This is a genomic window from Streptomyces sp. NPDC126510 (assembly GCF_040302345.1).
Classification (GTDB): domain Bacteria; phylum Actinomycetota; class Actinomycetes; order Streptomycetales; family Streptomycetaceae; genus Streptomyces.
The window spans coordinates 68,738-84,479 of sequence record NZ_JBEORR010000036.1 but is presented as its reverse complement, the minus strand read 5'-3'; the positions used below and the strand labels follow the sequence as shown (position 1 = coordinate 84,479).

At 71.8% G+C, this 15,742-nt stretch carries 12 protein-coding genes; 7 read left to right on the top strand and 5 right to left on the bottom strand.

The features are described from left to right. Positions 1-90: 90 nt before the first annotated feature. Positions 91-1,857 (bottom strand): SGNH/GDSL hydrolase family protein, encoded by a 1,767-nt coding sequence (locus ABTX60_RS35895; RefSeq protein WP_352101212.1) that lies wholly within the window; start codon positions 1,855-1,857, stop codon positions 91-93. 221 nt (positions 1,858-2,078) lie between these two features. Between ABTX60_RS35895 and ABTX60_RS35890 the strand changes: the two genes are divergently transcribed. Both ABTX60_RS35890 and ABTX60_RS35885 read left to right on the top strand, forming a co-directional pair. Continuing rightward, entirely contained in the window at positions 2,079-2,486 is a 408-nt protein-coding gene (locus ABTX60_RS35890) for a DUF6278 family protein (protein ID WP_352101211.1), read from the top strand. 140 nt (positions 2,487-2,626) lie between these two features. Beyond that, positions 2,627-3,370: an amino acid ABC transporter ATP-binding protein gene (locus ABTX60_RS35885; RefSeq protein ID WP_352101210.1), complete on the top strand. Its 744-nt coding sequence runs from the start codon at positions 2,627-2,629 to the stop codon at positions 3,368-3,370. Positions 3,371-3,591: 221 nt separating this feature from the next. Here ABTX60_RS35885 and ABTX60_RS35880 read toward each other — a convergent pair whose 3' ends face one another. Both ABTX60_RS35880 and ABTX60_RS35875 read right to left on the bottom strand, forming a co-directional pair. Beyond that, a complete protein-coding gene (locus ABTX60_RS35880) occupies positions 3,592-5,160 on the bottom strand; it encodes a CocE/NonD family hydrolase (protein ID WP_352101209.1) in 1,569 nt (522 codons plus the stop codon). 116 nt (positions 5,161-5,276) lie between these two features. After that, positions 5,277-6,035 (bottom strand): hypothetical protein, encoded by a 759-nt coding sequence (locus ABTX60_RS35875; protein WP_352101208.1) that lies wholly within the window; start codon positions 6,033-6,035, stop codon positions 5,277-5,279. Between the two features lie 104 nt (positions 6,036-6,139). On the opposite strand from ABTX60_RS35875, the gene ggt reads away from it, so the two are divergent. Next, the gene (gene ggt, locus ABTX60_RS35870; RefSeq protein WP_352101207.1) at positions 6,140-7,948 is read left to right on the top strand and encodes a gamma-glutamyltransferase; all 1,809 of its coding nucleotides are present in this window, start codon (positions 6,140-6,142) and stop codon (positions 7,946-7,948) included. 66 nt (positions 7,949-8,014) lie between these two features. Here ggt and ABTX60_RS35865 read toward each other — a convergent pair whose 3' ends face one another. Further along, positions 8,015-10,552, bottom strand: coding sequence for an ATP-dependent Clp protease ATP-binding subunit (locus ABTX60_RS35865; protein ID WP_352101206.1), 2,538 nt, complete (start codon positions 10,550-10,552; stop codon positions 8,015-8,017). Between the two features lie 186 nt (positions 10,553-10,738). After that, positions 10,739-11,506, bottom strand: a complete 768-nt coding sequence (map, locus tag ABTX60_RS35860) for a type I methionyl aminopeptidase (RefSeq protein ID WP_352101205.1) — start codon at positions 11,504-11,506, stop codon at positions 10,739-10,741. 32 nt (positions 11,507-11,538) lie between these two features. Here map and ABTX60_RS35855 point away from each other — a divergent pair, with 32 nt between their 5' ends. The 4 genes from ABTX60_RS35855 (at position 11,539) to ABTX60_RS35840 (ending at position 15,714) form a co-directional block, all read left to right on the top strand. After that, complete coding sequence (locus ABTX60_RS35855) at positions 11,539-11,790, top strand: helix-turn-helix domain-containing protein (RefSeq protein ID WP_352101204.1); 252 nt, start codon at positions 11,539-11,541, stop codon at positions 11,788-11,790. A gap of 98 nt (positions 11,791-11,888) precedes the next feature. Next, positions 11,889-13,418, top strand: coding sequence for a hypothetical protein (locus ABTX60_RS35850; protein WP_352101203.1), 1,530 nt, complete (start codon positions 11,889-11,891; stop codon positions 13,416-13,418). A 170-nt stretch (positions 13,419-13,588) separates the two neighbouring features. Next, the gene (locus ABTX60_RS35845; RefSeq protein ID WP_352101202.1) at positions 13,589-14,431 is read left to right on the top strand and encodes a nitrilase-related carbon-nitrogen hydrolase; all 843 of its coding nucleotides are present in this window, start codon (positions 13,589-13,591) and stop codon (positions 14,429-14,431) included. Next, positions 14,428-15,714, top strand: a complete 1,287-nt coding sequence (locus ABTX60_RS35840) for an aspartate aminotransferase family protein (RefSeq protein WP_352101200.1) — start codon at positions 14,428-14,430, stop codon at positions 15,712-15,714. Before ABTX60_RS35845 ends, ABTX60_RS35840 begins: the two co-directional genes overlap by 4 nt. Positions 15,715-15,742: the final 28 nt, after the last annotated feature.

The window sequence follows — 15,742 nt, the reverse complement described above, 5'->3', positions numbered from 1 at the left end:
ACCCGCTACGACAAACGCGCCCGCCACTACGAAGCCCTGGTCACCATCGCCTGCCTACGACTCTGGCTCTCCTGACTTTGCGGACACGACCTAGGGCCGCAGCAGGCCCAGGTCGACCGAGTCCGCCAGGGCCGCGAGCCCCGCGTCGCCCGGATGCAGATGGTCCCCGCTGTCATAGGCGGGGAGCATCCGGGAGGGCTGCTGCGGATCACGGACCACCGCGTCGAAGTCGAGCACACCGTCGAAGACCCCGCCGTCGCGGATCCACTCGTTCACCACGCCCCGCTCGGCGTCGACGGCCGCCGTGCACCGTGCCTCGCCCTCGCAGGGCAGGATCGTGGCCGCGAGCATCCTCAGCCCCCGGGCGTGCCCACGCGCCGCGAGCTCCCGCAGCCCCGCGACCAGCTGCTCCGCCGAGGCCCCCCACCGCAGGTCGTTCACACCCTCGAAGACGACGGCCGTACGCGCCGACGGCTGGGCGAGGACGTCCCGGTCGAAGCGGTGCAGGGCGCTCACCCCGGCCGTGTCGGTGGACACCCCGTCGCCTGGGTACCGGTCGGTGGCCACGCGGTTGCCCGAGACGCCCAGGTTCAGCACGCCGTAGCGCGGGACGGTGCTCTGCGTCAGGAGCCGGGCGGCCAGGACGCTCGGCCAGCGCCGGTTGGCGTCCGGCGTGGACTTGTCGCCGTCGGTGATCGAGTCGCCGAGCAGCACCACGGACCCGGGCCCGCCGCTCACATCGACCCCGGCGAGCAGCGGCCAGCGGGTGATCACCGAGGTGTACGCCCCGGCGGTGCCGTCCGCCGCGTGATCCCCCGGCTCGCTGACGTAGGAGCGCTGCTGCGCGAGCCCGTGCACGGGCGCCGCGGCCACCGTGCCGGGCAGATGGAAGCTCACCAGCAGGTTGGCGTCCGCGGGGACGGAGAAGCCGAGCGGATCGCTGTACGCCTGACCCCCGGCCGGGATCGTCACGCCCGCCGCACCGCCGAAGGCCAACGCCACCGGAGCGCCCCGCGAGGCCGCTCCCGAGGCCTGCACGGCGACCGTCGTGCTCCCGATCCGTACCGGGGCCGACGCGAAGGTGTTGTCGAACCTCACCCGCACGCGCGGCCCGCCGGCCGAGGTGTGCACGACCAGCCGCAGCGTCCGCTCGGTCCAGGGCCCGACGGTCGCGTAACCGCCCGTGGCCGTGGTCCAGCTGCCCGTCCAGCCCCGCGTGGCGGTCCGCACCGACATCGCGAAGACATGTAGTCCGGCCGCGCTCGGGAGCCGGACCGAGGTCACCGCACGCCCCGGGGCCAGCGGCACGGTCACGACGTACAGGCGGGCCTGGCCGGCGAGTTGGCCGCCGGGCGTGTTGATGTGCGGCAGGGCCACGGCCTTGGTGGCGAGCGGCCCGGTGCGCCAGTCCGGGGCGCTCAGCCGGTAGCCGGAGCGGGAGCCGTTCGCGTACGTGATCGTCCCCGGACCGCCCGCCTCCGTGCCGCCGGTGCCCGCCACCAGGAAGGCGAGTGCGTCACCCCGCCCCGCGACCCGGACGTCCTGCCCGGTGGCCCGCACGTTGTCCGGCTCGCCGGGCTGCCGCTCGGGCCAGGTCAGCCGGGCGCCTTGCACCGTGAGAGCGCGGCCGGGCGTCCAGCCCGCGGCGGTGAGGTCCTGCGCGGACAGGGAGGCGCCGGAACCGTCGAAGTCGGCCTCCGCGGGCCGGCTGTCGTCGCTGACGGCCACGTTGTCGAACAGCCGCTCCAGCGGCACCGGCGCGGCCCGTTCCTCCGCGACGGCCCGGGCGGACACCGCCGGGACCAGCGACCCGCACAGGGCCAGGACGACCAGGACCCCCCGGACACATCGGCGCACGGCCGACTCCTCCCACTCAGCGACACACGACGCGACAACACGGAACACAGGGACGGAAACCGAAGAGACAACGACGGCCGAGACGCAAGACGCACGGTGAAGTTAGGGAGGCAGGAGTGACCCGTCAACGCGCGTCGCGTGAACTCGGCCTGAACTCGACCGGGATCGGCGGACCCGCGCGCCTGTGGTGCGTACGCCGGTACGAATGACACGCTGGGAGTATGAACATCCCTTTCCTGGGCCACCGGCGCCAGAAGGTCGGGTTCCCCGATCCGGCGGGCATCGCGGAACTCCTCGCCGAGTGCGAGCTGCTGCGCTCCCAGGCGTCCCGGGCGGGTGTCCTGCTGGACGACACGGTGGCCTCGCTGGAGGCACTGGACCAGCTCCTGCCGCGCTGGCGGGACGACGAGGAGACCCTGACCTGGCTCGGCAACGACGCCGGTCTCTACCTGGGCAGCGTCATCGTGCGCACCGTACCGGGCGCCGCCTGGGAGATCCGTACCGACGGTCAGCCCGTCGTACGGCTGGACTCCGGCCGCGAGTTCGACGTCGTCGACTCCGGCCGCGAGTGGGCCGCGTACGGGGTGCCCGAGCTGTCGCAGCTGTACGCGGAAGTCGCCGAGTCATGACCCCCCTGGCCAGAACCTTTGGCCCAAAGTCCGACGTAAATACGGCTAATGATCGAAAAGTGCGTGTCGCCCGCCACGTTCGATCTTGCCTGGATACGTTGCGGCAACCACCACACAGCTGAGAGTGAGTAGGGCTGAGTATGGCCGGCGAGCCGCTGATCGAGCTGCGTGACGTCAACAAGCACTTCGGGGAGCTGCATGTCCTGCAGGACATCAACCTCACGGTCGGCCGGGGGGAGGTGGTCGTGGTCATCGGCCCGTCGGGGTCGGGAAAGTCGACCCTCTGCCGGGCGATCAACCGGCTGGAGACCATCGAGTCCGGTCAGATCGTCCTCGACGGGCAGCCGCTGCCGGAGGAGGGCAAGCCCCTGGCCCGGCTGCGCGCCGACGTCGGCATGGTCTTCCAGTCGTTCAACCTCTTCGCCCACAAGACCGTGCTGCAGAACGTCTCCCTGGGGCAGGTCAAGGTCCGCGGGCGCCGCAAGGAGGACGCCGACAAGCGCTCCCGGGAGCTTCTCGACCGGGTCGGCGTCGCCAACCAGGCGGACAAGTACCCGGCGCAGCTCTCCGGCGGTCAGCAACAGCGCGTGGCCATCGCCCGCGCCCTGGCGATGGAGCCCAAGGCGATGCTCTTCGACGAGCCGACCTCGGCCCTCGACCCGGAGATGATCAACGAGGTGCTGGAGGTCATGAAGCAGCTCGCCCGCGAAGGCATGACCATGATCGTCGTCACGCACGAGATGGGCTTCGCCCGCTCGGCCGCCAACCGCGTGGTCTTCATGTCCGACGGCAGGATCGTCGAGGACCGTGCCCCGGACGAGTTCTTCACCAACCCGAGCAGCGACCGTGCCAAGGACTTCCTCTCCAAGATCCTCAAGCACTGAACGGGCAGGGACCGGACGGCTCATCGGATCGGACCTCGACTACGATGTGCCCTTCATCCCTGTCGGAGAGGGGGACTTCGCCGAAGGCCGCCGATTCCGCCAGGGGGAGCAGACCGCCCGCCCGGTCCGCGGGGCATTCCCACCGGGTGCGGCCCCCACGGCCCGAAGGCCGTGGGGCAGGCGGTTCACATCGGCCAGGCCCGTCCGGCGGCAGCCGGAGATCACTGCTCGCGCAGCGGAACCGACACGTACGACGGGTCGTCCACCGGCGAGGAGAAGGTCAGCTGCGCGCCGGACGGGTTGTGCTCGATGTAGAGCGGGTCGACCGTGTCGACGACCAGGGCGAGGCGATGCCCGGCCGGGACGTCGTAGGCCGTGGAGTACAGCTCCAGGTCGACGCCGAAGGGCTTTCCGGGGGTGCGCCCGTGGAAGGTGTACGGCGCGTGCGTGACCAGCTTGCCGAGGCCGAGCGGCCCCACGTCGTACAGATAGGCGACGAGGGTGCCGCTCTCCTTGGTCGGGGTGAGGGTCGTGTGCAACTTCGCCGTGCCGCGCACCTGTTGGACCGTGGCGGACTTCTCCGACTGCCAGACGGCGGCCCAGCGGCGGGGGAGCAGCGGGATCGAGGCCATCGGCGGCACGTGCGCCACCTGGTCGAGGATGCTGGACAGGAAGACGACACCGCCGTCCGCCCCGGAGTTCACGTTCGCGTGGATCGTCTTCGAGCCGCCGAGGGTGATCTTCCGGTCGGTCGCGGCGGCCGACTTCCAGTCCGGGTAGCCCTCGTAGCCGCCCGCGGAACGGGACTTGAGCTGGACGGGCTGCTCACGGTCGATGCCGTTGTCCTCGCCCCTGAGGTAGTGGTCGAACCAGCGCCCGGTGTCCTTCCAGACGTCGTTGGGCAGCCCGAACAGGCCGGTCAGCTCGGCGGTGGCGTGGTCGCCGGGCCGCATCTCCAGCCGCTTCGGGCCGGTCAGCTTCTCGTAGAAGTCGGCGTACTGGTTGGGCGGGAAGACGCTGTCGCCCCAGGCGTTGGCGAGCATGATGGCCGCGCCGTTGTCGTTGATCCGGTCGACGTAGGTCGCAGCGGAACGTTTCTTCCCCCAGGCGATGAGCTCCGGCTCCTTCGCCAGGTTGGAGCCGTAGAAGTCGTCGAACGTCTGCCGGAGTTCCGGGCTCTGGCGGCCCGTCACCACGCTGGCGCCGTCCAGCAGGGCGGCGGCTTGGAGGTGCTGGGTGCGCCCGGCGTAGATCGAGCCGATCAGGTCGGCCCAGCCGCTGAGCGAGGCGACCGCCTTGACCCGCTTGTCGTGCGCGGCGGTGAGCAGGCTGATGCCCGCGCCGTAGGAGACGCCCGCCATGCCGATGTGCCCGGCGTCCGCGGGGGTGTGGGCGAGCGCCCAGTCGATGACCTTCGAGGCGTCGGCGACGTCGGGCGGCCCCGCCACTTCTATCTCGCCGCCCGACTGCCAGAATCCGCGCACGTTGTAGGTGACGACGACGTACCCGGAGTCGGCGAGCTTCTGCGCCTGGGCCAGGTACTCGACCTGGGGCAGACCCCAGCTCGTGGGCATGACGAGCAGCGGGTAGCGGTCGGTGCCGCGGGCGCCGGCCGGGGTGACGACGTTGGCCTTGAGGACGGTGCCGCCGTCGCCGGCGATGTCGACGAAGCGGACGGGGCTCGGGGCCGCCTGGGCGGTGGGGGCGAATCCGAGGGCGGTGCCGGCGACCAGGGTCGCCGAGACGGCGCCGACGGCGGTGGTGCGCAGGGCCTTGTGGTGATGTCCCACGGGTCACTCCTCACTCGTGTCAGTGCAAAGTGACCGAACGGTAACCGCGACCTCTTACCAGAGGTAACCCGCCGGTAAGTTACGTGCCAGTAACGATTGTTGAGCAGTGGAGGAGTCTAGGAGGCGCGGTGAGTGTTGCGTGGAGCAGTGGCCTCGGGCAGGGGTGCCTGTGCCGCCCGGGTCACGTCCCCCACCAGTTCGACGACGTCCGGGCCGTACGCCTGTGAGTTGATCACCTTGAGCAGCAGGACGAACGAGCCGGTGCCGTACTTGCGGGTCAGACGCTCGTGGTTGCGGGCGAGGTAGCGGGTGGCTGCCTGATTGGTGATGGCCCGCTGGCCGCAGAACAGGAACACGGGACGCGTCTCGCGGCGGTCACCGGCGGTGATCCGGGCCAGTATCACGTACTCCGTGACGCCGGGGTTCATGCGATGGCGCTCGCCTCCTATCTGGAAGGCGCCTCGGTCCGGCCCCGGTTCGGGATCGACGTTGACGCGCACGCCGGGGAGCATGGCCGACATGTGCGCCACCATGCGCCGGTTCGAGCCCGGGCCGCCCACGCAGAACTCGGTGCGCTCCCCGAAGCCCTGATGGGCGGTGTCCTGCGTGACCACATGGAGGTTCGCTCCACAGTCCTTGATCAGCGCGGAGAGCTCCAGGAGCGCGTACACGTCGAAGCGGTGGACCGCCGGCTCGGAGGCGGCCGGGTCGCGGTTGACGACGAGCAGCGACTCGGAGTTCTCGGGCAGGCCGAAGAAGGCCTGCTTGCGCCGGAGTTTCCGCTTCCACAGAAACGTACGGGCGAGCCAGCCCAGCGTCGCACTGATGCCCGCCGCGACCACACCCAGAACGATGTTGCGCACGTCGTCATTCATGGGCGCGCATGCTAGCGGGCCCGACGCACCGGTGTTCGACGCCTGCCTGACGCGCCCATGGCGATGAATTAAGCTGCGCGGACGGCCTTTGACTGGAGGTGCGGATGCGTCGCCCTGTCGCACGGAATCTGACGGTCCTGGCGGTTTCGGCCGCTGTGGTGGTGTCGGTGGGAGCGGCGGCGCCGCCATCCGCCGTGCCGGACACCGGCGGTGGGAAAACCCCGCTGGCCGTCGGCTACGGCGGCGCCGTCTCGAGCGTCGATCCCGATGCCTCCGCCGCCGGGATCGAGGTCCTGAGAAAGGGCGGCAACGCCGTCGACGCCGCCGTCGCCACGGCCGCCGCGCTCGGCGTCACCGAGCCCTACTCCGCCGGCATCGGCGGGGGCGGCTACTTCGTGTACTACGACGCCAAGTCCCGCACCGTGCGCACCATCGACGGCCGGGAGACCGCGCCGCTGAGCGCCGACAAGAACCTGTTCGTCGAGAACGGCAAGCCCCTCGCCTTCGCCGACGCCGTCAGCAGCGGCCTGAGTGTCGGCACCCCGGGGACGCCCGCCACCTGGCAGACCGCACTCGACCGGTGGGGCAGCAAGCGACTCGCGAGTGTCCTGAAGCCGGCCGAGCGGCTGGCGCGCGACGGTTTCACCGTCGACGAGACGTTCCGCTCGCAGACGGCGTCCAACGAGACCCGCTTCCGCTACTTCCCGGACACCGCCGAGCTGTTCCTGCCCGGCGGGCAGCTCCCCGTCGTCGGCTCCACCTTCAAGAACCCCGATCTCGCCCGCACCTACGCGGAGTTGGGGCACAAGGGCGTCGACGCGATCTACCGCGGCCGCCTCGGTCGGGACATCGTCGACACGGTCAACAAGCCGCCGGTGGATCCCGGCTCGGGCTGGAACGCTCGGCCCGGCGACCTGACCACGAAGGACCTGGCGGCCTACCGCACCAAGCTCCAGGCGCCCACCAGGACTTCCTACCGGGGTCTCGGCGTCTACTCCATGGCGCCGTCCTCCTCCGGGGGCACGACGGTCGGTGAGGCGCTCAACATCCTGGAGCGGACCGACCTGTCCAAGGCGAGCAAGGCCCGCTACCTGCACCGCTTCATCGAGGCCAGCCGGATCGCGTTCGCCGACCGGGGCCGCTGGGTGGGCGACCCGGCCTTCGAGGACGTGCCGACGAAGGAGCTGCTGTCGCAGCGGTTCGCCGACTCGCGCGAGTGCCTCATCAAGGACGACGCGGTGCTCACGAGTCCCGTGCCGCCGGGGGACCCGCGCAACCCCGCGCGCTGCGGCTCGGGGGGCAAGGCGGCCCCCACGACGTACGAGGGCGACAGCACCACGCATCTGACGGTGGCCGACAAGTGGGGCAACGTCGTCGCCTACACCCTCACCATCGAGCAGACCGGCGGCAGCGGGATCACCGTCCCCGGGCGGGGCTTCATCCTCAACAACGAACTCACGGACTTCTCCTTCACCCCGGCGAACCCGGCCGTGCACGACCCGAACCTGCCGGGGCCCGGCAAGCGGCCGCGGTCGTCCATCTCGCCGACGATCGTGCTGGACCGGCACCACAAGCCGGTGGTGGCGCTGGGGTCGCCGGGTGGCGCGACGATCATCACGACCGTTCTGCAGACGCTCACCGGGTTCGTCGACCGGGGGCTGCCGCTGGTCGACGCGATCGCCGCGCCTCGGGCCAGTCAGCGCAACGCCGCGCAGACCGAGCTGGAGCCGGGGCTGTACGACGACGCGGAGTTGAGGAAGCAGCTCGAGGCGATCGGGCATTCCTTCAAGGTGAACCCTGAGATCGGTGCGGCTACCGGTGTGCAGCGGCTGCCCGGTGGGAAGTGGCTGGCAGCCGCTGAGACCGTGCGGCGGGGTGGGGGGTCGGCGATGGTGGTGCGGCCTGTGCGTTGAGTTGCCGGGTGCGGGTGTGGGGGCTGGTCGTGCCCCGCGGCGGAGCCGCACATCGACACCGCGCCCCTAGGGCGAGGGTGCGGCTGCCTCTTCAGTCTCGAACGCCAAGTGGCCGTCCTGCACATCCACCGTCACCCGGCCGTTCTTCGACACCCGGCCGTCCAGCAACAGGCGTGACAGCTCGTTGTCCACCTCGCGCTGGATCGTGCGGCGGAGTGGGCGGGCGCCGTACTCCGGCTGGTAGCCCCGTTCGGCCAGCCACTCCACCGCACGGTCGGTGAAGGTCACCGTGACGCCCTTTTCCCGCACCAGGGACCGGGTGCGGTCCAGCAGGAGGTTGGTGATCCGGCGCAGCTGCTCCGTGGTCAGCTGACGGAAGACGACGATCTCGTCGATGCGGTTGAGGAACTCGGGGCGGAAGTGCTCGCGCAGCGGGCGCAGGATCTGCTCGCGGCGGGCCTCCTCGTCCGCGTCGGCACCGCCCGCCGCGAAGCCCGTCGTGGCACCGCGGCGGGTGATCGCCTCGGAGCCGAGGTTGCTCGTCATCACGATGACCGTGTTGCTGAAGTCCACCGTGCGGCCCTGGGAGTCGGTCAGCCGGCCGTCGTCGAGGACCTGGAGCAGGATGTTGAAGACGTCCGGGTGGGCCTTCTCCACCTCGTCCAGCAGGAGCAGCGAATACGGGTGGCGGCGCACGACCTCGGTGAGCTGGCCCGCCTCCTCGTGGCCGACGTAGCCGGGCGGGGCGCCGACCAGCCGGCTGACGGTGTGGCGCTCCTGGTACTCGCTCATGTCGAGCCGGACCATGCGGTCCTCGCTGCCGAACAGCGACTCGGCGAGCGCCCGGGCCAGTTCGGTCTTGCCCACACCCGTCGGGCCGAGGAAGAGGAAGCTGCCGATCGGGCGGTCGGGGGCCGCGAGCCCGGCGCGGGAGCGCAGCACCGCGTCCGAGACGACCCGCACGGCCTCGTCCTGGCCGACCACCCGCTCATGCAGATGCTCCTCCAGGCCCAGCAGACGGTCCTTCTCCTCCTGGGTGAGGCTGCTGACCGGGATGCCGGTCTGCCGGGACACCACCTCGGCGATCGACTCGGCCCCGACCACCAGGTCCTGGCCCTCGTCGACCTCGCCGTCACCGCCGGCGTCGGTGATCCGCTGCTTCAGCTCCATGATCCGGTCGCGCAACTGGGTGGCCTGCTCGTACTGCTCGTCCGCGACGGCCTGGTCCTTGTCCCGCGTCAGCTGCTCCAGCTCCCGCTCCAGGGACCGTACGTCCGTGCCCTTGGTCCGGGCCCGCAGCCGCACCCGGGCGCCGGCCTGATCGATGAGGTCGATCGCCTTGTCGGGCAGGCGGCGGTCGGTGAGATAGCGGTCGGACAGCTCGACGGCCGCTACCAGGGCCTCGTCGGTGTAACGGACCTGGTGGTGGGCCTCGTAGCGGTCCTGGAGACCGCGCAGGATCTCGATCGCGTCCGCTGCCGTGGGCTCGGGCACCATGATCGGCTGGAAGCGGCGGGCCAGCGCCGCGTCCTTCTCGATGCGGCGGTACTCCTCCAGCGTGGTGGCGCCCACGATGTGCAGCTCACCCCGGGCGAGGGCCGGCTTGAGGATGTTGCCCGCGTCCATCGAGCTGCCGTCACCGCCGCCGGAACCGGCGCCCACGACGGTGTGCAGCTCGTCGATGAAGATGATCAGCTGGTCGGAGTGGGCGCGGATCTCGCCCACGATGTTGTTCATCCGCTCCTCGAAGTCACCCCGGTAGCGGGTGCCCGCGACCACGCCCGTGAGGTCCAGGGCGACCACGCGGCGCCCGATCAGCACGTCGGGCACGTCCGCCTCGGAGATGCGCTGCGCCAGCCCCTCCACGATGGCCGTCTTGCCGACTCCGGCGTCACCGATCAGCACCGGGTTGTTCTTGCCGCGCCGGGAGAGGACCTCGACGGTCTGCTCGATCTCCTGGTCCCGGCCGATCACCGGGTCGATACGGCCCTGGCGGGCCAGTTCGGTGAGGTCGCGGCCGTACTTGTCGAGGGTCGGGGTGTTCGTCGGGCGCGGGCGCTCGGCCTGCGGGACCTCGGGCGCCTCGGGCGGCTCGGAGGGGGCGAAACGGGCCGCGTTCAGGATGTGCCCGGCGGCCGAGTCGGGGTTGGAGGCCAAGGCGCTGAGCACGTGCTCCGGGCCGATGTAGCCGTAGCCGCGGGCCCGGGCCATGTCGTGCGCGTCCAGCAGGGCCCGCTTGGCGGCCGGGGTGAGGGACAGCGCGGTCGGCGGAGGAGCGTCGTCCTTGGTGTGCTGGGCCGGTCCCGACCGGTCGTCGATCTGCGACGCCAGCGAGTCGGGATTCGCGCCGGCCTTGCTGAGCAGGGTGCGGGTGGGCTCTGTGGCGAGCGCCGCCCGCAGCAGATGCTGGGTGTCGAGGTCCCGGCTGCCGTGCTCGGCGGCGTACTGGGCGGCGCCGCGGACGAGCTCCCGGGCCGGCTGGCTGAGCAGCCGCCCGAGATCGATCTGCCGGGGACCGGGACGCGGTCCGCCGAAGAAGCGTGCGAGGAATTCTCCGAAGGGATCCGAGCCGTAGCCCTCCGGGCTGGTGAAGCCGCTGCTCATGGGCCTTCCGTTCCCGGCGTCCCCGGCGCGCGGGCGGGGGACGCCCTCGCTTGTCGACGTGCCGGGGTCGGGTAACCCGGGTGGCAGCCGGTTACACCTGGGGCGCGCTCGTAGAACACCTTCGCACGATCGTCGACGAGGGGCACCTCAGGGTCATACCGGGAGGAACGGGACGCGGGGCGGAGCTCAGCGGGCCGTGAGGATTCTCGGCCCGGATTCCGTGATCGCCACCGTGTGCTCCGCGTGGGCCGCGCGGGAGCCGTCGTTCGTCCTCAGGGTCCAGCCGTCGGGCGCCGCGTGGAAATCGTCCGTGCCGCCCGCGATCACCATGGGCTCGATCGCCAGCACCATGCCGTGCCGCAGCCGCATGCCGCGCCCCGGGCGGCCCTCGTTCGGCACCCCGGGATCCTCGTGCATCCGCCGGCCGATGCCGTGGCCGCCGAAGCCGTCGGGGATGCCGTAGCCGGCGCCCCGGCAGACCGTGCCGATGGCGTGGGCGATGTCGCCGACGCGGTTGCCCACGACGGCCGCCTCGATCCCGGCCGCGAGGGCCCGCTCGGCGGTGTCGATCAGGCGGAGGTCTGCCGCGTGCGGGGTGCCGACGACGAAGCTGAGCGCCGAGTCGCCGACCCAGCCGCCCAGTTCGGCGCCGAAGTCGATGGAGACGAGGTCGCCGTCCCGCAGGCGGTAGCGGCCCGGGATGCCGTGCACGATCGCGTCGTTGACCGAGACGCAGAGGACGGCGGGGAAGGGGGTCGGTGCGAAGGACGGGCGGTACCCGAGGAAAGGCGAGGTGGCGCCCGCCTCGCGCAGCACGCCGTGCGCCACCTCGTCCAGTTCCAGCAGGGAGACGTCCACGCCGGCCGCCTTCCGTGCGGCCGTCAGGGCGGCGGCGACGACCTGGCCCGCCTCGTACATCGCGTCGATAGAAGTGTCTGTCTTCAGCTCCACCATGCCAATTACTATACCGGTATTAGAATGGGGGCATGGTGCGCACCCCCCTCACCCCCGAAGAGCGCGAACGCGGCGAGCGGCTCGGCCGCCTGCTGCGTGCGGCGCGTGGCGGCCGGAGCATGACGGAGATCGCGGCGAGCGCCGGCATCTCCGCGGAGACCCTGCGGAAGATCGAGACCGGGCGGGCCCCGACCCCGGCCTTCTTCACGGTGGCCGCGCTGGCCGGGGTCCTCGGCCTGTCCATGGACGAACTGGCCGGGCAGTGCACGCCGGTTCCTGTCTGAGGCTCTTGCGCCGCGCGTGAAAACTACCCGTAGCGCTCCCGTAACACGGCTGGTGTTGCCTACGGGTCGGAGTGCTCCGGTCTCACGGGAGTTGAGCGATGGCGGCGGATCAACTCCCGGCTGAAGTCGGGGAGTTCGCGACCTACCTGGACGGCCTGCTGGCCCGCCTCGACCCGTCCGGCGGGTGGTGCGCCGTGTTCTGGCGGCGCGACCCGGAGGGCATGCGGGCGTGCCTCGACGGGCGCGAGATGCCGCCCTGGGACGTGGTCGAGGCACTGCTGCAGGACCTCGCCGCTCAGTACGGCCCGGGGGGAGCCGGCCCGGAGACGGACCGCGCCCGCGCCCTGCACGCCACGGCGCTCAGCGCGTACGACGCCCTGCCCGGCGGCCGTGACGTCCTCGGCGACCGCCTGGACGTCATGCTCCGCGAGCAGAGGTACGCCGCCGAACGCCAGGCCGCCCTCGCCCGCCGCCTGGCCTCCGCCGCTACCCGCGAACAGGCGGACGCCCTGCGCCTGGACCTGGCCTGGGCCAGGGACGACCACGAACGGGCCGGCGCGCGGTGCGCGGAACTCCGGGCACGGATGGCCTTTCTGGACCGGCGTGAGCGGGAGGTGTCCCCGACGGCGTGGGGTGCCGCCGCGCCGACGCACGGCGGCGGGGCGGCATCGCCGTCCGCCGGTGATCCAGAACCCGCACCGGCTCCACCGCAGGCGTTCGACCCGGCCACCCCATCATTCGCCTCCAGCCCAGTGGCCCCGGCGCCACCACAGGCGTTCGACCCGGCCACCCCATCATTCGCCTCCAGCCCAGCGGCCCCGGCGCCACCACAGGCGTTCGACGCACCCGCCCCCGGCCCCTCGGCCCCTCGACCCGTCACCCTCCCCAAGCAGCGCAGACGCCGTCGGGGCAGTGCCCGCTTCGCCGGGATGGCGGACGAGGAAGCCGCACCCGTCGCCGTGCCGCCCCCCGTCGTGCCCACCCTGCCCACGCCCGCCCCCACGACCGCCGGCCGTACCCTGCGCGGCGCGCGCTTCGCCTGGGCCGCCGAGGAGGCGGCGGCGAAGCGCCCGGCGCGGGAGGCCGACGCGGTCGCGGCCGACGACGGGGCCGAGGTCGGCAGGACCGTGGAGGCGCTGGCCCGGTTGCGCAGCGAGGGGCGCAGCGGCGAGGCCCACGCGCTGCTGGCCGAGGTCGCCACCTGGGAACCCGGCAGGTTCCCGCTGCTCGCGGCGCGGCTGCGGCTGGCCGGGCTGGACGCCGACTGGCAGACCCTGCTGTGGGAGGCCGCCTCACTGCCCGCCGGACGGCTGGTCGCCGCCGCCGACGCACTGGTCGAGGCCGGGCGGCCGGGTGACGGCCGGCAGATGCTGCGGCAGGGGATCGCACGGCCGCCGGACGAGGTCGGACGCGCGGTCCTCGGCCTGGTCGCCGAGGGGCGTCACCGCGAGGTGCGCGTGCTGCTCGACGCGTACGTCAGGGCCCGTGCCCCCGAGGAGGCGGCGCGCAGCGCCGAACCGGAACCGGGGAGCCTCGCGCCGCTCCTGCTGGAGGCGGCCCGGGGGGTCTCGGAGGAGCGGCACTGGGACTTCGTGCACGCCCTGCGGGTCGCCGGATTCGCCGTCTGACCGGTGACGTCGCGCCCCGGGCGACTCACCCACAGGAGTGCGAATCGCGCAACCCCCCGCGGGTTGGCGACGATGGTCTTGGCAACCCCGTGCCAGAGGCTTACGTTCGTGGCTCTACGGCCCGCTTCTACGGGCGTAGAGGCGCAGACGTCGCGTCGAAGGAGCAGCTCATGGCCAACGTCGTACGTGCCGCCCTGGTCCAGGCCACCTGGACCGGCGACACCGAGTCCATGGTGGCGAAACACGAGGAGCACGCCCGCGAGGCGGCTCGCCGGGGCGCGAAGATCATCGGTTTCCAGGAGGTCTTCAACAGCCCCTACTTCTGTCAGGTCGAGGAGCCGGAGCACTACCGCTGGGCCGAGCCCGTCCCCGACGGGCCGACCGTGCGGCGGATGCGGGCGCTCGCGCGCGAGACGGGCATGGTGATCGTCGCGCCGGTGTTCGAGGCGGAGCAGCCCGGCTTCTACTACAACACCGCGGCCGTGATCGACGCCGACGGTACCTACCTCGGCAAGTACCGCAAGCACCACATCCCGCAGCTCAAGGGCTTCCGTGAGAAGTTCTACTTCAAGCCCGGGAACCTCGGCTGGCCCGTCTTCGACACGGAGGTCGGCAGGGTCGGCGTGTACATCTGCTACGACCGGCACTTCCCCGAGGGCTGGCGGCAGCTCGGCCTCGCCGGAGCCCAGCTGGTCTACAACCCCTCCGCGACCCACCGGAGCCTGTCGTCGCACCTGTGGCGGCTGGAGCAGCCCGCGGCGGCCGTCGCCAACGGGTACTACATCGCCGCGATCAACCGCGTCGGCCAGGAGGAGTACGGCGACAACGACTTCTACGGCACGAGCTACTTCGTCGACCCGCGCGGGCAGTTCGTCGGGGACGTCGCCAGCGACAGCAAGGAGGAGCTCGTGGTCCGGGACATCGACCTCGACCTCATCGAAGAGGTGCGGCAGACGTGGGCCTTCTACCGCGACCGCCGCCCCGACGCCTACGAAGGGCTGGTGCAGCCGTGACCAACGACCTCCTGGGCCGCCACCGGGCCGTGCTCCCCGACTGGCTCGCCCTCTACTACGAGGAGCCCCTCGAGATCACCCACGGCGAGGGCCGCCACGTCTGGGACGCCCGGGGCAACCGGTACCTCGACTTCTTCGGCGGCATCCTCACCACCATGACGGCGCACGCGCTGCCCGAGGTGACCAAGGCGGTGAGCGAGCAGGCCGGGCGGATCATCCACTCCTCGACCCTCTACCTCAACCGCCCGATGGTCGAACTCGCCGAGCGCGTCGCCCAGCTGAGCGGCATCCCGGACGCCCGCGTCTTCTTCACCACCTCCGGAACCGAGGCCAACGACACCGCCCTGCTGCTGGCCACCGCTTACCGGCGCAGCAACACCATCCTGGCCATGCGCAACAGCTACCACGGCCGTTCCTTCAGCGCCGTCGGCATCACCGGCAACAGCAGCTGGTCCCCGACGTCGCTCTCCCCGCTCCAGACGCTGTACGTCCACGGCGGGGTGCGCACCCGCGGCCCGTTCGCCTCCCTCGGCGACGAGGCCTACATCGCCGCCTGCGTCGAGGACCTCGAGGACCTGCTCGGCCACACCCGCGCGCCGGCCGCGCTGATCGCCGAACCCGTGCAGGGCGTCGGCGGTTTCACGGTCCCGCCGGACGGGCTGTACGCCGCCTTCCGCGAGGTGCTGCACGAGCGCGGCATCCTGTGGATCGCCGACGAGGTGCAGACCGGCTGGGGCCGCACCGGCGAGCACTTCTGGGGCTGGCAGGCCCACGGCCGGAACGGGCCGCCCGACATCATGACCTTCGCCAAGGGCATCGGCAACGGCATGTCCATCGGCGGGGTCGTCGCCCGTTCCGAGATCATGAACTGCCTGGACTCCAACAGCATCTCCACCTTCGGCGGCACCCAGATCACCATGGCGGCGGGCCTCGCCAACCTCAACTACCTGCTGGAACACGACCTCCAGGGCAACGCCCGGCGCGTCGGGGGACTGCTCATCGAGCGGCTGCGGGCCGTCGCCGCGCACGTACCGGCCGTACGGGAGGTACGCGGCCGCGGCCTGATGATCGGCATCGAGATCACCAAGCCGGGGACCGACGAGGCGGATCCGCGGACCGCCGCGGCCGTCCTGGAGGCGGCCCGCGAGGGCGGCCTGCTGATCGGCAAGGGCGGCGGCCACAACACCAGTTCGCTGCGCGTCGCCCCGCCGCTGTCCCTCAATGTCGCGGAGGCCGAGGAGGGCGCCGCGATCCTCGAGAACGCTCTGAGGAGCGTCCAGTAGCAGTGCACCGAGCAAGGGATACGGCGCC

Excerpts from the sequence above, each read along its gene's own strand:
- ABTX60_RS35865 (WP_352101206.1), bottom strand. The coding sequence starts at position 10,552 with ATGAGCAGCGGCTTCACCAGCCCGGAGGGCTACGGCTCGGATCCCTTC.
- ABTX60_RS35845 (WP_352101202.1), top strand. The coding sequence starts at position 13,589 with ATGGCCAACGTCGTACGTGCCGCCCTGGTCCAGGCCACCTGGACCGGC.
- ggt (WP_352101207.1), top strand. The coding sequence starts at position 6,140 with ATGCGTCGCCCTGTCGCACGGAATCTGACGGTCCTGGCGGTTTCGGCC.
- ABTX60_RS35850 (WP_352101203.1), top strand. The coding sequence starts at position 11,889 with ATGGCGGCGGATCAACTCCCGGCTGAAGTCGGGGAGTTCGCGACCTAC.
- ABTX60_RS35855 (WP_352101204.1), top strand. The coding sequence starts at position 11,539 with ATGGTGCGCACCCCCCTCACCCCCGAAGAGCGCGAACGCGGCGAGCGG.
- ABTX60_RS35875 (WP_352101208.1), bottom strand. The coding sequence starts at position 6,035 with ATGAATGACGACGTGCGCAACATCGTTCTGGGTGTGGTCGCGGCGGGC.
- ABTX60_RS35890 (WP_352101211.1), top strand. The coding sequence starts at position 2,079 with ATGAACATCCCTTTCCTGGGCCACCGGCGCCAGAAGGTCGGGTTCCCC.
- ABTX60_RS35885 (WP_352101210.1), top strand. The coding sequence starts at position 2,627 with ATGGCCGGCGAGCCGCTGATCGAGCTGCGTGACGTCAACAAGCACTTC.
- map (WP_352101205.1), bottom strand. The coding sequence starts at position 11,506 with ATGGTGGAGCTGAAGACAGACACTTCTATCGACGCGATGTACGAGGCG.